The organism is Streptomyces sp. NPDC042638 (assembly GCF_040647235.1).
GTDB classification, from domain to species: domain Bacteria; phylum Actinomycetota; class Actinomycetes; order Streptomycetales; family Streptomycetaceae; genus Streptomyces; species Streptomyces rameus.
Genome location: NZ_JBEZBT010000003.1, coordinates 93418 through 113671, shown reverse-complemented (window position 1 = coordinate 113671; position 20254 = coordinate 93418). Strand labels below are relative to the sequence as shown.

The following is a 20254-nucleotide window of genomic DNA, read 5'->3' as shown; positions in this document are numbered from 1 at the left end:
CTGCAGGACGTGACAGCGTAGGCCGCCCCAGCTCTTCTTCGAATTTCTCGGTACCAGTGCCCGCCGGTGACATATGCGGTGACAAAAGTACTCACTGCCGTGACAGCACTAATGGCGTAGAGGATCGCGGCCAAAGGAAGATTGCCGCATGCCATGCCGGCCGTCCGCGCGTCCTGACCGGGGGTCCGCGCGCCCAGTGCCACCGCGGCGAAGGCCCGCAGCCGGGTCTGGTCGGTCAGCGGTCCGATCAGCCGCCGGGAGCGCTCGCGCGCGTCGGGAGCGTCGTCGGTGTCCATGGCCGGAGGGCAGGCGACCGCCCCCGCGGGGGGTGCCCGTGATGTCGCGGGCCGGGCGCCCGGCGGACCCTGCCGTTGAAAGGGTGATCCCCGGCCGATCACCGTGACCGACCCCGCGCGCCGCCGTTGAACGGGAAGTGCGGCGGCTGGTCTGCCGCTGCGCTTTCCCAGCTACACAAGGAGGACGTGATGTCTCGCATCGCGAAGGCAGCCGCTGTCGCTCTCGGCACCGGTGCCGTGGTGATCAGCGGCGCCGGGCTCGCCCTGGCAGACGCGGGCGCTCAGGGCGCCGCAGTCGGTTCGCCCGGCGTGCTGTCCGGCAACCTGGTCCAGGTTCCGGTCAACATCCCGGTGAACGTGTGCGGAAACACCATCGATGTGGTCGGCCTGCTGAACCCGGCGTTCGGCAACACCTGCGTCAACGCCGGTGGCAACCACGTGCCCGGTAAGCCCGGCAACCCCGGCTCCGGCGGCTACGGCAACTGAGCCGACAGGCACACACAGGCAGGAGCCCCGGCACTCCGAGCGCCGGGGCTCCTCCCGTGTCCGCGGGTCCCGCGCTCACGCGTACCGGTAGATCCGGCTCACGTCCTCCAGCTGGTCCGGCGTCTCGTTCCACGGCGGGAGCTTCTCGTGCCGGGCGACGACCCGGTTGTGCTGGGCGTCGCCGGGGCGGGGCGGCTCGGCCGGCAGGTAGCGGTGACTGCGGTGAGCCCGCTGCCAGCGGTACCACTGCAGGTCGAGGAAGGCGTGGTGCAGCCAGAACACCGGGTCGTTGACGGACGCACCGCCGAGCATCTCGCCGCCGACCCAGCGGTGCACCCGGTTGTGATTGCGCCAGGACGCGCTGCCGCTGCCGCTCCCCCAGCCCTCCAGCCTGTTGCGGAAGCCCTTGCGGACGGTCGAGTCCCAGGGCCACGCGTCGTACACGGTCTCGTCGAGTGCCGACCGCAGCTCACCGGTGGTGGGCAGTTGGATGGGGGCGGCCGAGCGGCCCAGGTCCCGGGTGAGGAACCTGCCGTCGGTGATGCCCTCCTTGAGGGTCCAGTGGCCCGCCGAGTAGGCGAACGGACCGGTCATCACCTGCCGGTCGGAGGTGCGCCCGTTCCCGCCGAGCAGATCCCTGGTCCACGGCACGGACGTCGTCGTACGGTTACGGGTCCAGTCCCAGTACGGCACCGTCACCGAGGAGTCGACGCGGCGCAGGGCCCGCTCCAGTTCCAGCAGGAACCTGCGGTGCCAGGGCAGGAAGGACGGTGCCATGTGGGCGCTGCGCAGGCCGTCCTCGCCGTCGGCGGTGTAGAAGTCGATGTGCGTGCGCACGAACTCGTCGTATTCCCCGCGCCGTTTGAGCGCGAGCAGCGCGTTCACGAAGCGCCGCCGCTCCCCGGCGGTGAGTGTGCTGACGTCCTTACGCACGTACGCCATGCCGACCCCCCATGTCCCCCATGCCCCCCATGTCCCCCATGCCCGTGTGCCCTTCCGGATCCGGACCCGCCGGACCCGCCAGGTGTGCGGAGTGCTCGCCGTCGAGCCGGCCCGGCGCCAGGTCGCGCAGCCGCCGGCCGGGGCCGATCTCGTCCACCGCCGCCCGGGTCGCCGCCAGCGGCGTCCGGTACGACGTGTAGTGGTCGACCATGGTCAGCCAGGTCCCGTCGGCCCGCCGCATCAGGTGCAGCGGGCGGCCGTCGACGGTGATCCGCCATTCGCCCTCGCCCTCGCCCGCCGCCCGCCCCGCGACGGGCACCAGGACCCCCTGGATACGGCGGCCCCGGTAGGTCTCGTCGAAGTACCCGCCGTCGGCTTCCCCGGCCGGGGGCAGGGGCCGGGATGCGGCGATGACCGGGGTCAGCGCCAGCGCGGTGGCGGAGGCCAGCAGCCCCCGCGCCATCTCCCGCCGGGACGGTCTGGCCGCCCCCGCTCCACCCTGCCGCTCCGCACCGACCGCTACTCCGCCGACACCGACGACCATGCTCGCTCCTCGTCCGGGTTCAGATGTCCGTACCGGCTAACCGGCCGGGAGGGCACGGGGTCACCGTCACAGAGCCATCCGGCGGGTACGGAGTTACGGCGGAACGGAGGTACGGGTGGTTCGGAGGTGCGGAGGTTCGGACGGAGGAGTGCGCGGGGTCACCGCCGTAGGGCCGTCCGGTGGTACGGCGTTGAAACGCGCCGGGTCACCGTCGTGGAGCCGAACGGGCGAGCCGAAGGACGGGCGCGGCCGGCGGGTACCGCCGGGCGCGGTTACAGACCGGTGCCGGTGCCCAGGTCGGCGCCGGCCACGGTCTGCAGGACCGGGGCGAGGATGCCGACCTGGGGCAGCTTGAGGTCCGGGAGACCGAAGTTGTCCGGGTTCGGCTGGGTCAGCGGGGCGTCCACGTTCAGGCCGGGGCCGAGGGTGCGCAGGTCGGAGGCCGGGGTGTCGATGCCGAGGTGGTCGAACCGGTCGCCGAGGAGGTGCGGCATGGGTGCCCGCAGGTTAGCGCCGGGCAGGGCGCCGGTGACCGGCAGCCGGGGCAGGGTGCGGTCGGGCAGCAGCCGCCCGGTGACGTAGCGGGGACCGTCGGGGGCGCCCGGCATCAGCAGCGGCAGGTCCAGGCCGGCCTTGGGCACCTCCATGCCCAGGGACTGGGAGACGCCGTCCAGCGGCACGGGGACCGGGACCGTGCCGATCGCGGCGGCGGGGGTGGCCGCGGCCCCCACGGCGGCCGTGACGCCCGTGATGACGGCGGCGAGGGTTCCTCGGGTGGTCGGCTTCATGTCAGGTACGGTCCCTTTCAGGATGTGGGGATTCGTCGTCCGTACCGCGTAACGAGCCGGAAAAGGGCGCCAGTTCACAATTCCCCCGACTGCCGTAATAGTCGGCTGGTAACAGCGAACATTCCGATCGCTCCGGGATCCGATCACTCCGGGAGGAGAATCGGCGGTACCGGTATCAGCCGCGCAGACTGGTGGCCGGCAGGACGACGTGCGCGGCGGCGTTCAGGGTCTCCTCGGCTCCGGCGAACTCGGCCAGCGCGGCGGGCTCGACGGCCTTGCCGGGCTCGCCCTCGGGCCAGGCTCGGGTGGTGAAGACGAGGTAGGCGTAGCCGCGGGCACGGGCGGCGGCGAGCCACTCGGGCGGCGCGGCGGCCTGGGCGACGAGCTGCGGCATCCGGACGACGGCCTGGCCGGCCTCCACCAGCAGGCTGACCGGGAGGCCGGGCCGGCCGGTGCCGTCGATCAGCTCGCCGCCGATCGGCAGTCCGTTGCGCTCCAGCAGCTGTTCGACCGCGGCGGCGGTCGCCTGCGGGCCGCCCGCCGTGTCGCCGAGGGAGTAGGCCAGCAGGTAGGGCATGTCGGAGCCGTCCGGGGCCTCGCCGCTCCACGGCAGGACGACGAGCGTGCCGAGCTCGGCGGGACGGAATTCGGTCGAGGCAGAGGTAGAGGTCACCGCGCGACCATACCGACGCCGTCGCGCGCCGCCGGGCGGCTTCTCACCCTTCCGGACCAGTGCCCGGGGGTGCGCCACACGAACGAGGGAAGCGGCCTCGAACATGCCGGGGGCCGGTGCCGCGGGTGCGGTACCGGCCTCCTGTCTGCTCCGCGCACGGGGGGTGTCGGGCGCAGCTCTGCGGGTGTCAGGTTCCGCTTCCCACGGATCCGGACGCGTTGGGTCAGCTCTGCAGGGGCAGGCCGCCGAGGAGCGGGTTGTGCTGGTTCAGCGCGGTGGTCGCGCCCTTGACCGTGTTGAGGACGGAGTCCTTGTTCTCGGTGTTGAGCGCGTCCGACTGGTGCTGCAGCGGCATCGCGTCCTGGAGGGTGAGCCCGTGGCTGGTGAGCTGGTTGACGGCGCCGTTGAGGCTGGTGGGCGTCAGGTCGGAGGCGTTGTGGGCGAACGCGGGCGCGGTGACGCCGGCGAGGGCCACGGAACCGGCAACGACAGCGGCAGCCTTCAGGGACTTCATCGTGTTCCTTCCTTCGGCAACTCACGTCACCCCTGGGAATTCTGGCGCCGTGCCTAACGAGTTCCGGCCGGACCGGAAACCCCGCGCGGAGAAGACATATGAAATCCCCGAGAAAGGCTCGGGGATTTCATACGCCAGCCGGTCGGCAACCGGCTCGGCAGGTCAGCCGGTCGGGGGCAGGCTCGGCGTCGCGGTCGGCGTGGCCGCCGGGGACGCCTCGGTCAGGCCGGTCGTGGACAGGGCGTTGTCGCCGAGGAGGGTCGAGGTCAGCAGGTCGGCCAGGCCGGACACCACGTCGCTGGCGGACGACAGGAGCTGGCCGAGGCCGTCGGTGACCGCCTTCACCAGGTTGTCGATGGCGGTCTGCAGGGCGCTGAGCGTGTCACCCAGGAGGTCCCGGGACGAGACCATGCCGACCTTCGCGTGCCGCGCGGCCACCCGTGCGGTGAGGGCCACGGGCGCGGCGGAACTCGCGGGCGCGGCGGATGAAGCGGATGCCGCGGGCGAAGCGGATGCCGTGGGTGCCGTCGGCGAGGCGGGGGTGGTGGGGGCCGTCGACGCAGCAGGGGCGGTGGGCGAGGCGGGCTTGGCGGGCTTGACGGAGGCCGCGGGGCTGACGGGCGCGGCGGAGGTCGCCGGAGCGGCGGGCTTGACGGGGGCCGTGGGTGTCGCGGCGGCGGGCTTGGCGGTGGTGGTGGGCGTCGCGGGCGCGGCCGGCTTGGCGGGGGCCGTGGGGCTCGCGGGCTTCGCGGCCGTCGTCGGGGTCGCGGGAGCCGTGGGCGACGACGTCTCGGCAGCGGGCTTCGCCGCCGTGGTCGGGGACGCGGGCACGGAGTGGGCCGCGGACGCCGTGGGTGCGGCCGGCTTTGCCGGTGCGGCCGGCGCGGTGGGCGCGGCGGGCTTCGTGGGCGCGGCGGGCTTCGTGGGCGCCGCGGGCTGCGTGGGCGCCGCGGGCTTCGTGGGTGCGGCGAGCTGCGTGGGTGCGGCGAGCTGCGTGGGTGCGGCCGGCTTCGGGTCGGTGGCGGCCTTGGCGATGGCCTTCTTCGCCGCCTCGCCCAGTCTTCCGGCTTCAGCGGCGGGGAGCTTGCCCTTCCGCAGCGACTGGTCGAGCAGCTCGACGACCGGGTTGAGCGCGGGGTTCGCCTCGGCCATGGCTCGGGCCTGGGCGAGCAGTCTCTCCTTCTCCGCCGCCGGGACAGCCGCCAGGGAGGCGGTACGCCCGTGTCCCCGGGCAGCGTCGGCGGCGAGGGCGGCCGGGCCGGTGATGCTGACGAGGACGGCCGCACAGAGGACGGTGGACGCGAGACGCCGGGCGGGCAGATCACGCATGGGTGTTCCTTTCGGTGAACAGTGGGACCTAGGCCCACCGTCAGTTCGCCGATCGCACACCGCAACCGCTCGCCCGCACGGTGTGATCCGTCCGAGGGAGCAGAATCGGCCGTCCGCCCCGCGGCTGATACGCGGGGCGGACGGCCGCCCGAAGGGTTGCGTCCCGACGTCAGTCGTTGACGCAGGTGTTGCCGAACGCCGGGTTCAGCAGACCGACGACGTTGATGGTGTTGCCGCAGAGGTTGATCGGCACGTGGATCGGGATCTGGATGGCGTTGCCCGACACCACACCCGGCGAGTTGGCTGCGACGCCGCTGGCGCCGGCGTCGGCAGCGGCCACGCCGGCACCGCCGGCGACGGCCGCGACGGCGGCGGAGGTCAGGACCAGGCCCTTCGCGATACGCGACATGGAGAGGTGCTCCTTGGGATCGACACAAACATCCGGGCGGATGCCCGGCGCTGTGTCAACGCGTGGCACTCCCACGGGTTGTGCCGCCAATGGGGTGATGTGCCGGGGGGACACCCTCGCGATCGCGGCACGCTTGAGCGAATTCTGTACCCTTCCTCCCGAATAAGTACGAATCATCGCGAATCGATGCAGGGCAGGACGGGGCAGACGGGGCATTAGGGGGATCTCTCGGCGCTCGGCCACGGCTCCGCGGTGGCCGATCTCGGCCGGCTCTGCGGCGCGGTGGTGACCAGGGGGGCTTCCGGCTCGTTTCCCACGCGGACACGGCGTGGGCCGGCACGCCCCGCGCCGCCGTGGACGCGCGGAACCGAAGGCGCGTCCACGTCCGCAGTCCCGAGCGCCCCGTGAGCGAGGTAACCCGCGAAATGCATCAGTCAGCAGCCGCCCTGCGACCCTGGGTCCTGCACCTCGCGCAGCCCGTCGACGGCGGTGTCGCCCGGGTCGTGCTCGACCTGGCGCGGGCTCAGCTCGCGGCGGGCCTGAGGGTCACGGTCGCCTGTCCCGGCGGCCCACTCGCCACGGGCCTGCGGGAGCTGGGCGCCGACGTCCGGGACTGGCGGGCGGCCCGGTCCCCGGGCCCGGGCCTGCCGGGCGAGGTCCGTCGGCTCGTACGGCTGATCGAGGAGGTACGGCCCGAACTGGTGCACGCGCACAGCGCGAAGGCGGGTCTGGCGGCGCGGCTCGCCGTCCGCGGCCGGATCCCGACCGTGTTCCAGCCGCACGCCTGGTCCTTCGAGGCGGTCGGCGGCCTCACCGCGGCGCTCGCCCTGCGCTGGGAGCGGTCGGGGGCGCGCTGGGCGGACCGGGTGGTGTGCGTCAGCGAGGCGGAGCGCACGACCGGCCTGCACGCCGGAGTGCGCGCCGCCTACACGGTCGTTCCGAACGGCATCGACACGACCCGCTTCTCACCGCCTCCCGCCACACCACCCGCACACGCCGCTCGCTCCGGCGACGGTGAGAAGTCCCCACCAGGCTCACCCGGGGACGAGAACCCCGTCGAGGCCGCAGCCGAGGCCGCGGGCCGGCCGATCGTCGTCTGTGTGGGCCGCCTGTGCCGGCAGAAAGGCCAGGACGTCCTGCTGCGCGCCTGGGAGGACGTCCTCGGCGTACTGCCGGGAGCACGGCTCGTGCTGGTCGGCGACGGCCCGGACCGTGAGCCGCTCCGCCGGCGGGCGCACCCCTCCGTGCGGTTCGCCGGCGCCGTCACCGATGTCGTGCCCTGGTACCGGGCCGCCGACCTGGTGGTGCTGCCCTCGCGCTGGGAGGGCATGGCGCTCGCCCCGCTGGAGGCGCTGGGCTGTGGACGGCCCGTCGTGGTCACCGACGTCGACGGTGCCCGCGAGAGCCTGCCGCCCGCGCTCGCCGCGCGCTGTCTGGTGCCGCCGGAGGACCCGGGGGCGCTGGCCGGGGCGGTCACCGGGCTGCTGTCCGATCCTGCGCTGCGCGCGGCACTCGGCGCCCAGGGACGCCGGCACGTCCTGGCCCGGCACGACGTCCGGCACACCGCCGAACAGATCACGGCCGTCTACCGCGAACTCCTGGGCCGGGCACCGGCGGCGGACGACGCGACGGCCCGGCCCGTGCCCCCCGAGTGCAGGGAGTCCATCCACCCGTGACTGCGGAAACCACCGTCACCTCACCCGGCGCGCGGCCACGGGAGCACGGTTCGCGGCCCGTCTCCCTCCGCCCGGCCCGCCCCGCCGGCGGCTACCGGGTGCCGCTGCGGCGCCGGCCGGCACGGCGCGCGTCGCCGCTGCCGCTGCTCACCGCCGACCTGTTCGCCGCGCTGGTGGGCGCGGTCGCGCTGGGCGAGGCCGCCGGCCGGCCGGTGCTGGTCGCCGCCCTGGTCGCCGGCGCACTGCTGCTGCGTCCGCGCCCCGTCCGGCCGGTGCCCGGTGTGCTCGACGAACTGCCCGTGGTGTGCGGGCGGATCGCGGTGACCTGGCTGGGCCTGGCCGCGCTGCTCGCCGCGTACGACCCCGGGCGCACCCTCGGCGCCCGAACCCTGCTGCTGGGCTGCGCCCTGCACGCGGCAGCGGCCGGAGCGGCCCGGGGCGCGGTGCACTGGCGGCACCGGGTCGCGCTGCTGCGCCACCCGCGGACCGCCCTGGTGATCGGGCCCGCCGCGACCGGACAGCGGGTGGCCGCCGCGCTGCTGCGCAATCCGCGCTGCGGGGTGCGGCCGGTGGGTGTGGTCGCCGAACGCGCCGAGGGCACCGCCGGGCTGCCGGTGCTCACCACCGGCGAGGAGGTGGAGCGGGCGCTCATCCGGAACGGGGTGCGGGTCGTCCTCACCGTCCACCCGGCCGTGCGCGCCGAGAAGGGGCCGCTGCTGCGGGCGCTCGCCGAGTCGGGATGCGCGCTGTGGGAGGTGGACGCGGACTCCCCGGCGTACGAGATGCGCGAGCAGCTCGCCGGGTTCGCCGTGCGCCGTCTGGACGCGGGCGGGCGCGACAGTGCCGGCAAGCGACTGCTGGACGTGACGGTGTCCGGGGTGCTGCTGATGCTGGCCGGCCCGGTGCTGCTGGTGTGCGCGACGGTGCTGCGGCTCACCGAAGGCCCCGGGGTGGTGTTCCGGCAGGAGCGGGTCGGCAAGGACGGCCGCCCCTTCACCCTGCTGAAGTTCCGCACCCATCGCCCGGCCGACGAGCACGAGGCGGCCACCCGGTGGAGCGTGGCCGGCGAGCGGCGGATGAGCCCCTTCTGCCGGTTCCTGCGGCAGACCTCACTGGACGAGCTGCTCCAGTTGTGGAACGTCTTCCGGGGTGACATGAGCCTGGTCGGCCCCCGGCCCGAACGGCCTTACTTCGTCGCCCAGTTCAGCGGACTCCACCCGGGTTACGCGGCCCGGCACCGCATGCGGACCGGCATCACCGGGCTCGCCCAGATCAACGGGCTGCGCGGTGACACCTCCATCGAGGACCGGGCCCGCTTCGACAACGCCTACATCGACAACTGGTCGCTGTGGCAGGACGTCTGCATCCTGCTGCGCACCGCCGCCGCGCTCGTGCGATCCACGGGGAGCTGACCGATGGCCCTGACCCTGCCGCTCCGCCGCCCCGCGCGGCTGTCCCCGGCGCTGCCGGTGGTGGCCGTGGTCGCGCTGCTCGCGCTGCCGATCGCCCCCGGCGGCGGTGACGGTGGCGCGGGCCCCGCCGACGCGCTGTCCGCCCTGGTCGTCGTGTTCTGCGCCGTCCGGCTGCTGCGTGCGCGCCACCGCCCGCTCACCCCGGCCGCCGCGCTGATCCTCGGCCTGCCGGTGGCCGGCCTCGCGCTGGCCGCACTGCACGCGCTCACGCCGGGTGCCGGGATCACCGGCCTGGGCCGCTATCTGCAGGTCTTCGTCCTGGTCCCGGCCGCCGTCGTCCTGCTCGTCCGCGACCGGGCCGACTTCCGGCTGCTGGCCTGGGCGTTCGTGGCCCTCGCGGGCTGGCAGGGAACGCTCGGCGTGCACCAGTACGTCACCCGGACCGGGGCCTCCTACCAGGGCGAGGACATCCGGGCGGTCGGCACCTTCGGGGCAGCCGACGTGATGGGCATGGCGACGGTGGTGTCGTTCGGGCTGGTGTGCGCGGTGGGCCTGGCGCTGGGCCGGCCCGCGGTGCGGGAGCGGACGGTCGCCGCCTGCTGCGCGCTCGCCCTGACGGTCCCCCTCGCCCTGTCCTTCAGCCGGGGCGCCTGGATCGCCACCGCGGTCACCCTCACCGTCCAGCTGGTCCTGGCCGGCGTGCGCCGGGCGGTGCGGATCGGGGCGGCCGTGGTGGCCGCGGGGGTGGTGCTGGTGGGCGGGCTGGGCGTGGGTACGGCGCTGCTCCAGGAGCGGATCGACAGCATCACCCAGGTCACCGCCGCGCCCGACCAGTCGGTCACCGACCGGTACACGATGTGGGCCGCGGCCACCGACATGTGGCGTGACCGGCCGCTGACCGGTGTGGGCCTGAAGGCCTTTCCCGAGTACCGCGACGGGCACGCCTCCCTCGCGCTGTCCTCGGGCAGCGACACCGAGGGCGCGGGCGCGGCCTTCCGCCGGCAGCCGCTGCTCTCCCCGCACAACATGTACCTGCTGGTCCTCGGCGAACAGGGGCTGATCGGGCTGCTCTGCCTCGCGGGCGGCTGGCTCGCCCTGCTGGTGTGCGCCCTGCGCGGACTGTGGCGGACGCGTGCGGCCGGCGGCCGGGGCCTGGACTGCGCGCTGGTCGCCTGCGGGCTGCTGGTGTGGCAGCTCGTGGACTTCGCGTACGCCGACATCGGGGGCCCGTCGACCGTGCTGACGGCGGTGTGCTTCGGGCTGGTCGCCTGGTGGGCGCTGGTGGGCGGTGACCGGCTCGGCACCGGCGAGCACACCGCCGTACCGGGCCGGCGGCGGATGGCGGAGGAGGCAGCCCCGCGATGACGACGACAGCGTCCCGCGTCCCGGTGCGCCGGCGGGGGCGGGGGCGGGCGGGATGACGAGGCGTACGACCGGTGAGGCACCGGGACCGGAGGCCGGCGCGGCACGGCCGCCGACGGCGGAGGCGGCACAACGGCTCACTGGGGACGCGCCACAGCGGCTCACGGCGGACGCGGCACAGGCGCTCACCGCGAAGGTGGCACAACGGCCAACAGCGGACGCGGCACAGCGGCTCACGGCGGACGCGGCACAGCGGCTCACGGCGGACGCGGCACAGGCGCTCACGGCGGACCCGGTTCCGGAGCTGCCGGGCGACCCCGGCGACCCTAGCGACAGCGATCCGGGGGTCCCAGGCATCCCAGACGTCCCGCGTGTGCCGAGCATCCCCCGCGTGCCTGGGGTCCTGGTGGCCCCGGGTGTCCTGGCGGTACCCGCCGTCCCGGCACCCCCCCAAGTCCCGGCGGCCCTGGAAGTCCCGGCGGTACCCGCCGTCCCGGCACCCCCCCAAGTCCCGGCGGCCCCGGAAGTCCCGGCGGTACCGGGCATCCTGGCCGTACCGGCAGCCCCGGCAGCCCCGGCGGCCCCGAGCGTCTTCACCGTACCGACCGCACTAGCAGCCCCCCACGTCCCGGCGGCCCCGGCCGTCCCGGCGCCCCCGGCCGTCCCGGCGGCCCAGGGCGGGGCCTTCCTGCCCGCGGCACGTTCCGTCGTGTCCGTCGTCCCCGGCGCCGAACTCACCCGCACCGGCAGTGCCCTTCGGCCGCCCACTTCACCCGGGGACCACGCCCCGCCCGCCGGGCCCGCGACGCCCGACGGCCGGATCCCGCCCCCGCCACCTCCCGAATCCGGCCCGTCCACCGGCCGTTTCCTCGCCCGGGCCACCCTCCTCACCGCCTCCCTCTCGGTCGCGGCGGCGCTGCTCGGGCTGGTGCGGGACCAGTCGCTGGCCAGGCTGTTCGGGGCCGGACCGGACACGGACGCCTTTCTGGTCGCCTGGACCGTGCCGGAGTTCGCGGCCACGCTCCTCATCGAGGACGGGCTGGCCTTCGCGCTGATCCCGGCGTTCAGCGCGGCCCTGGCCCGCCGTGCGCAGGGCGCGTCCGGGGACCCGGTGCGGTCACTGGTCGCCGGCACCCTGCCCCGGCTGGCGCTGGCGTTCGCGGCGGCCGGGGCGCTGCTCGCGCTGGCGGCGCCGCAGTTCGTCGGGGCACTCGCGCCTGGTCTGCCGGACCCGGCGCTCGCCGTGGACTGCACCCGGCTCACCGCGACCTGTGTGCTGAGCTTCGGCCTCGCCGGGTACTGCAGCGCCGCTCTCAGGGCCCACCGACGCTTCCTGGCGCCGGCCGCGATCTACATCGTCCACAACGTCGGCATCGTCACGGCGATGTACGCGCTCGGCGGCCACTGGGGCGTGCGCTCGGCCGCGTTCGGGGTCGCGGCGGGCGGCTTCCTGATGGTGGCGCTCCAGCTGCCCCCGCTCGTGGGGCAGCTGGGCCGCCGCGGCAGCCGGCCGGACGCGGAGCCGGCCCAGGCGGCCCGGCCGCTGGACGTGCCGCTGCTGGCCACCGTGCTGCTGTTCGCGCTGTGCCGGCAGTCCCAGGTGCTGATCGAGCGGTTCCTCGCCTCCGGGCTGCCCGCCGGGGCCATCTCGCACCTCAACTACGCGCAGAAGGTCGCGCAGATCCCCATGACGCTGTCGATGATGCTGTGCACGGTCACCTTCCCGATGGTGGCGCGGGCGCTGGCCGACGGCGACACCGAGCGGGCCCGGGACCGGGTGGAGCGTGACCTGGCGCTGGCCGCCTGCCTGGTGCTGCTCGGTACGGCCGCGGTCGTGGCCTGCGCGCCGCAGCTGATCGGGCTGCTGTTCCAGCGGGGCGCGTTCACGGCCCAGGACACCGCGGCGACCGCCGGCGTGATGCGGGTCTACGCGCTCGGCCTGCTCGGCCAGACCCTGACCGGGGTCCTGGTCCGCGCCCGCTTCTCGGCGGGCCGCGCCACCTGGTACCCGGTGGCCGCGATGACCGCGGGGATCGTCACCACCTCGTGGATCGGCGCCTGGACGGTCGGCGACTGGGGTGCGGCCGGGATCGCCGCCGCCAACGCCGCCGGCATCACCCTCACCGCCGTCCTGCTGCTCGCCGGTGCCGGACGGCGCGGCGTGCCCGTCCGGACCGCTCCCGTGCTGCGCGAGCTGAGCCGGCCGCTGCGGGCCGCGGCCCTCGCCGCCGTGGCCGGCGCACTGGTGGCGAGCCTGCCGTCGGCTCCGCTCGCCGGGCTCGCCGCCGGCGGGGCCACGGTGGCCGTCGTGTTCGTCCTGGCCGGCCGCGCCCTGGGCGTCCAGGGCTGTGCCCCCGCGCTCCGTTCCCTACGCACCCTCACCCGAAGGCTCGCCCATGCCGTCCTGCGTTGAGTTCCCGGCCCCCGCCCGGACCCTCCCCGGTCCGGTCCCCTGGATCGCCATGTACCACTCGGTCGGCGACTGCTCCGACGACCCGTACCGCGTCACGGTCACCCCCGACCGGCTGGACGGACAGCTGCGCTGGCTGCGCCGGCGGGGGTTGCGCGGGGTGTCGGTGGCCGAGCTGCTCGCCGCCCGGGCGCGCGGCGCGGGACGGGACCTGGTGGGTCTCACCTTCGACGACGGGTACGCCGACTTCCTCGGCAACGCGCTGCCCGTGCTGGCACGCTGGGAGTGCACGGCCACCCTGTTCGTGCTGCCCGGCCGGCTCGGCGGCGACAACGCCTGGGACCCGCTGGGCCCCCGCAAGCCGCTGCTGACCTCGGACGGCATCCGGCAGGCCGCCGCCGCGGGCGTGGAGATCGGTTCGCACGGCCTCACCCATGTCGATCTCACCCACGCCGACGACACCACGCTGAAGGCCGAGACCGCCGGCAGCCGGGCCGCGCTGGAGGAGCTGACCGGCGCCCCGGTCAGCGGCTTCTGCTACCCGTACGGCACGGTCGACCGGCGCGCCATGGAGGCCGTGCGGGAGGCCGGTTACGGCTACGCCTGCGCCATCGACCCCGGCGGGCTGAACGGCCCGTACGTCCTGCCGCGCGTGCACGTCGGGCAGAACGACACCGCCGTACGCCTGTTCCTGAAGCGCCGGCTGCACCGGCTGCGCCGGCGGCCCGTCGAGGGGCTGCGGTGAGGGTCCTGCACGTCATCACCGGGCTCGGGGTGGGCGGTGCCGAGCAGCAACTGCGACTGCTGCTGCGCCATCTGCCGGTCGAGTCCGAGGTGGTGACGCTCACCAACCCGGGGCCGGTGGCCGACGGGCTGACGGCCGACGGGGTGCGGGTGACCCACCTCGGCATGGCCGGCAACCGTGACCTGGCCGCGCTGCCCCGGCTGGCCCGGCACATCCGGCGCGGCCGGTACGACCTCGTGCACACCCACCTCTACCGGGCCTGCCTGTACGGGCGGATCGCCGCCCGGCTGGCCGGGGTCCGCGCGGTCGTCGCCACCGAACACTCCCTGGGGGACACGCAGATGGAGGGCCGGCCGCTCACCGCGGGGGTCCGTGCGCTGTATCTGCTGGGCGAGCGGCTGGGCCGGTCCACCGTCGCCGTCTCCCCCACCGTCGCCGCGCGGCTCGCCCGCTGGGGAGTGCCCGAGCCGCGCATCGAGGTCGTGCCGAACGGCATCGACCTGGCGCGGTTCGCCTTCGACCCGGCGGCCCGCCGCCGCACGCGGTCCGAACTGGGGCTGCCCGACGACGCGTTCGTGGTCGGCGGCGTCGGCCGGCTCGCCCCCGGCAAACGCTTCGACGTCCTGGTCCGCGCCGTCGCCGGGCTGCCCGCCGACTGCCGGCTGCTGCTGGTCGGCGGCGGCCCCGAGGAGCAGGCCCTGCGGCGGACCGCGCGGCAGGCCGGGGTCGCCGACCGGGTGCTGTTCGCCGGGGAGCGGCCGTACCTGCCCGACGGCTCGCCCGGACCCGGCCTGCCCGCGCTGGCCTCGGCGATGGACGTGCTCGCCGCCCCCTCCCCCGAGGAGGCGTTCGGACTCGCGGTCGTGGAGGCGCTCGCGGCCGGGCTGCCGGTGCGCTACACCTCCTGCCCGGCCCTCGAGGACCTGCCGCCCGGGGCCGCCCCGGACGCGCTGCGGGTTCCGTGCGACGCGGGTGCCTACACCCGCGCGCTCGCCGGGGTCCGCGCCGCCGGCCCCGGCCCGCGCGCCGCCCCCGAGGCGGCCCGCCACTACTGCGTCACCCGCAGCGCCGCCCGGCTCACGGAGGTCTACGCGGTGGCGCTCGCCCACCCGGTCCCGAAGTCCCGATCACCCGAGAAAGTCGGCCCCTCATGATCCAGAACCACGCCCGGCCCCCTCGCGCCTCCCGCCTCTCCCCGCTCCGCGCGCTTCCGCCCTGGTCTCTGGTGGCGGCCGGTGTCCTCGCGGGCGGCCTGCTGGGCGGCGGATACGGCACGCTGAGGGCCCCGCAGTACACGGCGACCAGCTATGTCGTCGCCGTCCCCGGCGAGCGGTCCGACACCGCCACCGCTCTCGGCTTCGCGCAGGCCTACGGCCGGGTCGCCACCCAGGACGCGGTCCTCGCCGACGCCCAGGCGCCGGCCGGGGTGCCGATGGCCACCCTCCGCGAGAGCGTGCGCACCGCGACCTCGCCGGACGCCCCCATGGTCGCCGTCTCCGCCACCGCGCCCCGCCCGGCCCAGGCCGCCGACATGGCCAACGCGGTCGCCGGTGCGCTCACCCGGCACGCCAACGCCGCCGAGGCCGCCACCCGGGTCCAGCTGCTGCAGTTCACCCGCGCGGTGCGGCCGACCGAGCCGGCCTCGCCCTCCGCCGGGGTGACCGGGCTGGTCGGCGCGAGCGCGGGCGGGCTGCTCGGCGCCCTCGCCCTGCTGGTGCGGCCGAAGCGCCGGCCCGAGGAGGAGGCCGTGCGGGCGACGGTGCCCGGGCCGGCCGTCGCCGCCGACGCGCACGGCCGGCTGTGACCGCCACCACCACGGCGCGCACCGCCAGCCCCGCCCTCACCGCCGAACTCGTCACCGACGAGACCGCCTTCGCCGGACTCGCCCCGGCCTGGGGCCGCCTGTTCGGGCGGTGCGCCGCCGCGACCCCGTTCCAGAGCCACGCCTGGCTGTACTCGTGGTGGCTGTCGTACGGCCGGCCCGGGCGGCTCAGGGTGCTGGTGGTGCGGGCCGGCCGCGAACTGGTGGCGGTCGCGCCGCTGATGCTGGTGCGCCGCCCGCTGCCCGCGCTGGTGCCGCTCGGCGGGGCGATCTCCGACTACACGGACGTACTGCTGGACGACACCGACGACGGGCGGGCGGCCGGCGCGCTCACGGAGGCGCTCGCGGATATCGCCCGCACGGCCCTGGTCGACTTCCGCGAGGTGCGCCCGGGCGGCGCCGTGGAACGGGTCTACGACCGCTGGCGGGGGCCGCGCCGCACGGTGCCCGACTCGCCGTGCCTGGAGCTGCCCGCCGTGCCCATGGACGAGCTGATCGCCCGGCTGCCCTCGGGCAAGTCCGGGCAGCGGGTGCGGGCCAAGCTGCGCAGGCTGACCACGCTGGGCGTGCAGCGGCAGGCGGTGGGCCCGGAGGAGGTGGACGCGGCGCTCGGCCGGCTGCTGGCGCTGCACCGGTTGCAGTGGCAGGGACGGAAGGTGACGAGCGAGCATCTGCAGCCACGGTTCCAGGAGCATCTGGTGCGCGCGGTGGGCCCGATGGTGCGCTCGGGGAACGCGGTGGTCACCGAGTTCCGGATCGACGGCGAGGTGGTGGCCGTCGACCTGAGCCTGCTCTCGGGCTGCCTGGCCGGCGGCTACCTCTACGGCGCCCACCCCGGCCTGCGGGAGCGGAAGGCGGACGTGGCGGTGATGCTGCTGGACGCCTGCGCCGAGCACACCGGCGGCGGCGCGCGCGGCACGCTGAGCCTGCTGCGCGGTGACGAGCCGTACAAGCACCACTGGCGGCCCGAACGGGTCGTCAACCAGCGGCTGCTCATGGCCCGCGGGCGCACCGCCCCGCTGCTGACGGCCGCACTGTGCGGCGCGACCGCGCGGCGGCGGGGCAGGGAGGTGCTGCACCGGTGGCGGGAACGCGGCCAGGACTAACGCGGGGTGGGGACCGGCTCGGGCGTGGGTACCGGACTCGGCGTGGCGGTCTGGGTCGGGTCCGGTTCCGGGGTCGGGGCCGGTGTCTGGGTCTGGGTCTGGGTCACGGTCGGGGTGGGCGTAGGGGTGGGGGTGGGCGTGGGCTCCGTCTGCCCGGTGCGGCCGTACAGGGCGGTCCGGTAGACCAACGACGAGCCGGGGTTGCCCGAACACTGCCACACGCCGTGCGGGCAGTAGTCGGTCAGCGTGTTGTACAGCGGCCGGTGCTCGTCGATCCAGGCGAGCATGCGCCGCATGTACTCGGTGTTGTCGCCGTTGCGGAAGAGTCCCCACTCCGGGTACGAGATGGGCTTGCCGTGGGATCTGGCGAAGTCCACGTGTTGCTGGAGGCCGTAGGGCTCCGTGACCTGCTCGTCGAAGGACAGTCCGCTCGGCTGGTCGTAGGAGTCCATGCCGATGATGTCGACCGTGTCGTCCCCGGGGTAGCACTCGGTCCAGGGCACGGCGTCCCGGCCGCGGCTCGGCGTGAAGTCGAAGCGGAACCGCTGTCCCGGCACCGAACGCATCGTGGCGACGATCCTGTTCCAGTACCTCTTCCAGGCGAGCGGGTCCGGACCGCAGCGGTGGGTGTAGGTGATGCCGTTCATCTCCCAGCCGAGCACGATCACCGTGTCCGGCACCCCCAGCTCCACCAGCCGCTCGGCGAGGGCCCGGAAGTGCCGGTCGAACGCCCCGGCCGCGGCCTGCCAGAGCAGCACCCGCACCTGGGCGTCCGGGACGTTCTCCTCGTTGCGCTCCTGCATCGGCACGTTCAGGACGAGCATCCGGTCCGCCTTCTCGCGCCGCCAGTGCGCCCACACGTCCAGGAAGCCGGGCGAGCCCTCGATGTCCTGCCAGCGACCGCCGGGCAGATAGGTGTGGGCGACCTTCAGCTCGGTCCCGCCCAGCCAGTGGCTCAGCTCGGCCATATGCGCGACCCCGCTGGGCCCGGAGTCGAGAAAGGCCCCGAAGGGCGGGACGGAACCGGCGGGCGCGGGAGCCGCCGGGGCCGTCGACGGCGTCTGGACCGGAGCGGGCGTCTGAGTCGAAGCGGGCGTCTGGGCCAGAGCGGGCGTCTGAGTCGGAGCGGGCGTCTGAGTCGAAGCGGGCGGGTCGGCCGCCCGTGCCACCGCCGGGCCCGTGGTGAAGCCGGTGCCGACCGCCAGGGTGACCGACGCGACGACCGACGCCACGATCACGGCAGGCCACCCAGGCCGGGCCCCGCGCCGTTGTGCGGCCATGCCCGCTCCCTTCTCGACTCGCCACTCGTCACGCCGCCACTCGTCATGCGGCGTCCCGGGCTCCCCGGTTACTGACACTCAGTCACATCAATACGACAAGCGCCAGTGCGGTTGCCGCTTCCGGGTCTCCCGGCCCCCCGCACGGACCAACGCAAGGGAAGGAGAGAACCCGTGTCGCTGCTGGACGTACGGGTCCCCGCGGTACTGCCGCGGATCGACCGGAACCCCATTCACCACGGCACCCTGGGCGCCGTGCGCTCGCTCGGCGGAGCCGGAGTCGAGGTGCACGTCGTCGCCGCGCCGCGCCGGATCACGGCCCGGATCGCGCGTCCGGCGGTGCTGGTGCCGATGGACGACGCGAGCGCCGTCGCCGCCGGCCGCCGGCGCGCGGAACCGGCCCCCGCCCATCTGCTGCCACGGCAGCCCGCGCCCCGCCCCGGCCAGGCCCGCCGCCCGAGCCCCCCGGATCTCCTCCCGGGTCTCCTCCCGGAACCTCTCCCGGATCTCCCCCAGGGCCTCCCCCTCGGCGCGACCGACGACGAGAAAGCGAGCAGTTGCTGATGTACGACCTGCTGGTGGTGGGTGCCGGCCCGTACGGTCTGTCCATCGCGTCGCACGCCGCGGCGGCCGGCCTGGACGTCCGGGTCTTCGGCAGGCCCATGGCGTCCTGGCGCGAGCACATGCCCCGCGGCATGTTCCTGAAGTCGGAGCCGTGGGCGTCCAACCTGTCCGATCCGGAGGGCCGCTGGCGGCTCGACGTCTTCTGCGCCTTCCGCGGCATCACGGCCCGGCACGCCGAGCCGGTCCCGCTGGACGTGTTCGCCGAGTACGGCCTGTGGTTCGCGCGCAACGCCGTACCCGGGGTCGACGAACGGACGGTGGCCCGGGTGGCGCCGTGCGCCGGCGGCTTGGAGGCCGTCACGGAGGACGGGGAGACGTTCCGCGCTCGGACGGTCGCGCTGGCCGTGGGCGTGCTGCCGTTCACCGACATCCCGCCGGTCCTGCGCGGTCTGCCGCCGGACCTGGTCTCGCACAGCAGCCACCACGCCGGCCTCGACCGGTTCCGCGACCAGGACGTCACCGTGATCGGCGGCGGCCAGGCGGCCTTGGAGACGGCCGCGCTCCTCGCCGAACAGGGCACGAGGGTACGGGTGCTGGTCCGCGCGGACCGGCTGCGCTGGGACGATGTGCCGCCGGCCTGGGAGCGACCGTGGTGGCGCTCGGCCCGCTCGCCGCACAGCGGTCTCGGCCCCGGTTGGCGGAACTGGTTCTGCGCCGAGCGGCCCGGCCTGTACCGACGGCTGCCGGAGCACACCCGCGCCCGGATCGCGGTCGGCGCGCTCGGCCCGGCCGGCTCGTGGTGGGTGCGCGAGCGGTTGGAGCACGGGGTGGAGGTACTGCTCGGCCGGGAGGTGGTGACGGCCCACGAGGTACCGGGCGGACTGCGTCTGGAGACCGCGGCCCGGCGCGGCAGGTCCGCCGAGCTGGTGACCTCTCACGTCATCGCGGCGACCGGCTTCCGGCTCACCCGCGACCGGCTGCGGCCCGTCTCCCAGGACCTGCGCGCACTGCTGGCGACAGGCGCCGACGGGACGCCGGAGGCGGGGCCGGACTTCGAGTCGTCGTACCCCGGCCTGTTCCTGGCCGGTGCGATCACGACCTCGGGGTTCGGTCCGGCGATGCGGTTCGTGCACGGCGCCACCTTCACGGCGGGCACGCTGGTGCGCGGGGTGCGGCGGCGGCTGCGCACGGGTCCGGCCGGCTGGCGGATCCCGGCCGGACGGCGTGGCGAGGTGCCGGCGCCGGCCCGGCGCTGAAGGATGCTCCACGGCGCGGGAGCACGCCGTACGGCGGCGGGTGCCGGCGCTCGTGTCCGGCACCCGGCGCGCTACCGACGGGAGGCGGCCCGGCCTCGTCGGTACAGGATCGCCCCGGCCGCGATCAGCGCGGCGCTGGCGGCCGAGGTCGCGATCATGGCCTTGGCCTCGCCACCGGTGTGCGGGAGCTCCGGCGGCCCGGGGTGGTCCTCGCCGCCACCGGGCGGCGTGGTGTGCCCACCACTTGGCGGCGTGCTGTGGTCCCCGCTCGGAGGTGTGCTGTGGCCGCCACCCGGCGGGGTCGTCTCACCACCGCCGTAGGGCGGGGGCGGGGTCGTCTCGTTGCCCCCGTAGGGGGGCGGCGGGGTCGTTTCACCACCACCGTAGGGAGGCGGCGTGCTCTCGCTGCCGCCGTACGGAGGCGGCGGAGTCGTCTTGTCACCGCCGTACGGAGGCGGCGGAGTCGTCTTGTCACCGCCGTAGGGAGACGGCGTGGTCTCGTCACCGCCGTACGAGGGCGGCGAGGTGGTCTCGTCACCGCCGTACGAAGCCGGCGGAGTCGTCTTGTCACCGCCGTACGGAGGCGGCGTGGTCTCGTCACCGCCGTACGAGGGCGGCGAGGTGGTCTCGTCACCGCCGTACG

Annotated in this window: 19 protein-coding genes and 1 pseudogene; 11 read left to right on the top strand and 9 right to left on the bottom strand. The window is 75.2% G+C overall.

Annotated features, from left to right (window positions below; all coding sequences use genetic code 11):
* Positions 1-485 precede the first annotated feature (485 nt).
* Positions 486-782 carry a chaplin gene (locus AB0B40_RS03660; RefSeq protein WP_362262590.1) on the top strand — a complete coding sequence of 99 codons (297 nt, stop codon included), beginning with the start codon at positions 486-488 and terminating at the stop codon, positions 780-782.
* A 75-nt stretch (positions 783-857) separates the two neighbouring features.
* Here the strand turns inward: AB0B40_RS03660 and AB0B40_RS03655 are convergent, their stop codons facing one another.
* The 7 genes from AB0B40_RS03655 to AB0B40_RS03625 form a co-directional block, all read right to left on the bottom strand.
* The gene (locus AB0B40_RS03655) at positions 858-1724 is read right to left on the bottom strand and encodes a tyrosinase family protein (protein ID WP_345047661.1); all 867 of its coding nucleotides are present in this window, start codon (positions 1722-1724) and stop codon (positions 858-860) included.
* Entirely contained in the window at positions 1708-2268 is a 561-nt protein-coding gene (locus AB0B40_RS03650; protein ID WP_345047659.1) for a tyrosinase family oxidase copper chaperone, read from the bottom strand. Before AB0B40_RS03650 ends, AB0B40_RS03655 begins: the two co-directional genes overlap by 17 nt.
* Positions 2269-2540: 272 nt before the next feature.
* Positions 2541-3056 carry a hypothetical protein gene (locus AB0B40_RS03645; protein ID WP_345047658.1) on the bottom strand — a complete coding sequence of 172 codons (516 nt, stop codon included), beginning with the start codon at positions 3054-3056 and terminating at the stop codon, positions 2541-2543.
* 175 nt (positions 3057-3231) lie between these two features.
* Positions 3232-3729, bottom strand: a complete 498-nt coding sequence (locus AB0B40_RS03640; RefSeq protein ID WP_345047656.1) for a DUF5949 family protein — start codon at positions 3727-3729, stop codon at positions 3232-3234.
* 223 nt (positions 3730-3952) lie between these two features.
* Positions 3953-4243 carry a hypothetical protein gene (locus AB0B40_RS03635; RefSeq protein ID WP_345047655.1) on the bottom strand — a complete coding sequence of 97 codons (291 nt, stop codon included), beginning with the start codon at positions 4241-4243 and terminating at the stop codon, positions 3953-3955.
* A gap of 162 nt (positions 4244-4405) precedes the next feature.
* A complete protein-coding gene (locus AB0B40_RS03630) occupies positions 4406-5572 on the bottom strand; it encodes a hypothetical protein (protein WP_362262585.1) in 1167 nt (388 codons plus the stop codon).
* A 169-nt stretch (positions 5573-5741) separates the two neighbouring features.
* Positions 5742-5981 (bottom strand): chaplin, encoded by a 240-nt coding sequence (locus AB0B40_RS03625; protein WP_345047652.1) that lies wholly within the window; start codon positions 5979-5981, stop codon positions 5742-5744.
* Positions 5982-6406: 425 nt separating this feature from the next.
* Between AB0B40_RS03625 and AB0B40_RS03620 the strand changes: the two genes are divergently transcribed.
* The 8 genes from AB0B40_RS03620 (at position 6407) to AB0B40_RS03585 (ending at position 16514) form a co-directional block, all read left to right on the top strand.
* Positions 6407-7657 carry a glycosyltransferase gene (locus tag AB0B40_RS03620; RefSeq protein WP_362262581.1) on the top strand — a complete coding sequence of 417 codons (1251 nt, stop codon included), beginning with the start codon at positions 6407-6409 and terminating at the stop codon, positions 7655-7657.
* Positions 7654-9069 carry a sugar transferase gene (locus tag AB0B40_RS03615; protein WP_362262578.1) on the top strand — a complete coding sequence of 472 codons (1416 nt, stop codon included), beginning with the start codon at positions 7654-7656 and terminating at the stop codon, positions 9067-9069. Before AB0B40_RS03620 ends, AB0B40_RS03615 begins: the two co-directional genes overlap by 4 nt.
* Before the next feature lie 3 nt (positions 9070-9072).
* Positions 9073-10434 (top strand): O-antigen ligase family protein, encoded by a 1362-nt coding sequence (locus AB0B40_RS03610; protein ID WP_345047649.1) that lies wholly within the window; start codon positions 9073-9075, stop codon positions 10432-10434.
* Between the two features lie 706 nt (positions 10435-11140).
* Positions 11141-12844 (top strand): lipid II flippase MurJ, encoded by a 1704-nt coding sequence (locus AB0B40_RS03605; RefSeq protein ID WP_362262785.1) that lies wholly within the window; start codon positions 11141-11143, stop codon positions 12842-12844.
* Positions 12845-12893: 49 nt separating this feature from the next.
* The gene (locus AB0B40_RS03600; RefSeq protein WP_345047723.1) at positions 12894-13586 is read left to right on the top strand and encodes a polysaccharide deacetylase family protein; all 693 of its coding nucleotides are present in this window, start codon (positions 12894-12896) and stop codon (positions 13584-13586) included.
* Positions 13583-14740, top strand: a complete 1158-nt coding sequence (locus tag AB0B40_RS03595) for a glycosyltransferase (protein WP_362262575.1) — start codon at positions 13583-13585, stop codon at positions 14738-14740. The genes AB0B40_RS03600 and AB0B40_RS03595 overlap by 4 nt, the downstream gene beginning before the upstream one ends.
* The gene (locus tag AB0B40_RS03590; RefSeq protein ID WP_345047646.1) at positions 14737-15390 is read left to right on the top strand and encodes a lipopolysaccharide biosynthesis protein; all 654 of its coding nucleotides are present in this window, start codon (positions 14737-14739) and stop codon (positions 15388-15390) included. The genes AB0B40_RS03595 and AB0B40_RS03590 overlap by 4 nt, the downstream gene beginning before the upstream one ends.
* Positions 15387-16514: a GNAT family N-acetyltransferase gene (locus tag AB0B40_RS03585; RefSeq protein WP_345047644.1), complete on the top strand. Its 1128-nt coding sequence runs from the start codon at positions 15387-15389 to the stop codon at positions 16512-16514. The genes AB0B40_RS03590 and AB0B40_RS03585 overlap by 4 nt, the downstream gene beginning before the upstream one ends.
* Here the strand turns inward: AB0B40_RS03585 and AB0B40_RS03580 are convergent.
* On the bottom strand, positions 16511-17794 hold the full coding sequence (locus AB0B40_RS03580) for a glycosyl hydrolase (RefSeq protein WP_362262571.1): 1284 nt from the start codon (positions 17792-17794) through the stop codon (positions 16511-16513). The genes AB0B40_RS03585 and AB0B40_RS03580 overlap by 4 nt on opposite strands.
* Before the next feature lie 171 nt (positions 17795-17965).
* Here AB0B40_RS03580 and AB0B40_RS03575 point away from each other — a divergent pair.
* Together AB0B40_RS03575 and AB0B40_RS03570 are read left to right on the top strand one after the other, a co-directional pair.
* Positions 17966-18220, top strand: a pseudogene (locus AB0B40_RS03575) (ATP-grasp domain-containing protein); the annotation flags it as partial.
* A 134-nt stretch (positions 18221-18354) separates the two neighbouring features.
* The gene (locus tag AB0B40_RS03570) at positions 18355-19611 is read left to right on the top strand and encodes an NAD(P)-binding domain-containing protein (RefSeq protein WP_345047641.1); all 1257 of its coding nucleotides are present in this window, start codon (positions 18355-18357) and stop codon (positions 19609-19611) included.
* 71 nt (positions 19612-19682) lie between these two features.
* Here AB0B40_RS03570 and AB0B40_RS03565 read toward each other — a convergent pair.
* On the bottom strand, positions 19683-20254 hold a 572-nt coding region (locus tag AB0B40_RS03565; protein ID WP_362262568.1), incomplete at its 5' end, for an LPXTG cell wall anchor domain-containing protein.

What these genes read in the sequence shown, in the direction of transcription:
- AB0B40_RS03580 (WP_362262571.1), bottom strand. Translation starts at nt 17,794, where the DNA reads ATGGCCGCACAACGGCGCGGGGCCCGGCCTGGGTGGCCTGCCGTGATC.
- AB0B40_RS03645 (WP_345047658.1), bottom strand. Translation starts at nt 3,056, where the DNA reads ATGAAGCCGACCACCCGAGGAACCCTCGCCGCCGTCATCACGGGCGTC.
- AB0B40_RS03630 (WP_362262585.1), bottom strand. Translation starts at nt 5,572, where the DNA reads ATGCGTGATCTGCCCGCCCGGCGTCTCGCGTCCACCGTCCTCTGTGCG.
- AB0B40_RS03610 (WP_345047649.1), top strand. Translation starts at nt 9,073, where the DNA reads ATGGCCCTGACCCTGCCGCTCCGCCGCCCCGCGCGGCTGTCCCCGGCG.
- AB0B40_RS03655 (WP_345047661.1), bottom strand. Translation starts at nt 1,724, where the DNA reads ATGGCGTACGTGCGTAAGGACGTCAGCACACTCACCGCCGGGGAGCGG.
- AB0B40_RS03650 (WP_345047659.1), bottom strand. Translation starts at nt 2,268, where the DNA reads ATGGTCGTCGGTGTCGGCGGAGTAGCGGTCGGTGCGGAGCGGCAGGGT.
- AB0B40_RS03635 (WP_345047655.1), bottom strand. Translation starts at nt 4,243, where the DNA reads ATGAAGTCCCTGAAGGCTGCCGCTGTCGTTGCCGGTTCCGTGGCCCTC.
- AB0B40_RS03590 (WP_345047646.1), top strand. Translation starts at nt 14,737, where the DNA reads ATGATCCAGAACCACGCCCGGCCCCCTCGCGCCTCCCGCCTCTCCCCG.
- AB0B40_RS03570 (WP_345047641.1), top strand. Translation starts at nt 18,355, where the DNA reads ATGTACGACCTGCTGGTGGTGGGTGCCGGCCCGTACGGTCTGTCCATC.
- AB0B40_RS03600 (WP_345047723.1), top strand. Translation starts at nt 12,894, where the DNA reads ATGTACCACTCGGTCGGCGACTGCTCCGACGACCCGTACCGCGTCACG.
- AB0B40_RS03660 (WP_362262590.1), top strand. Translation starts at nt 486, where the DNA reads ATGTCTCGCATCGCGAAGGCAGCCGCTGTCGCTCTCGGCACCGGTGCC.
- AB0B40_RS03625 (WP_345047652.1), bottom strand. Translation starts at nt 5,981, where the DNA reads ATGTCGCGTATCGCGAAGGGCCTGGTCCTGACCTCCGCCGCCGTCGCG.
- AB0B40_RS03620 (WP_362262581.1), top strand. Translation starts at nt 6,407, where the DNA reads ATGCATCAGTCAGCAGCCGCCCTGCGACCCTGGGTCCTGCACCTCGCG.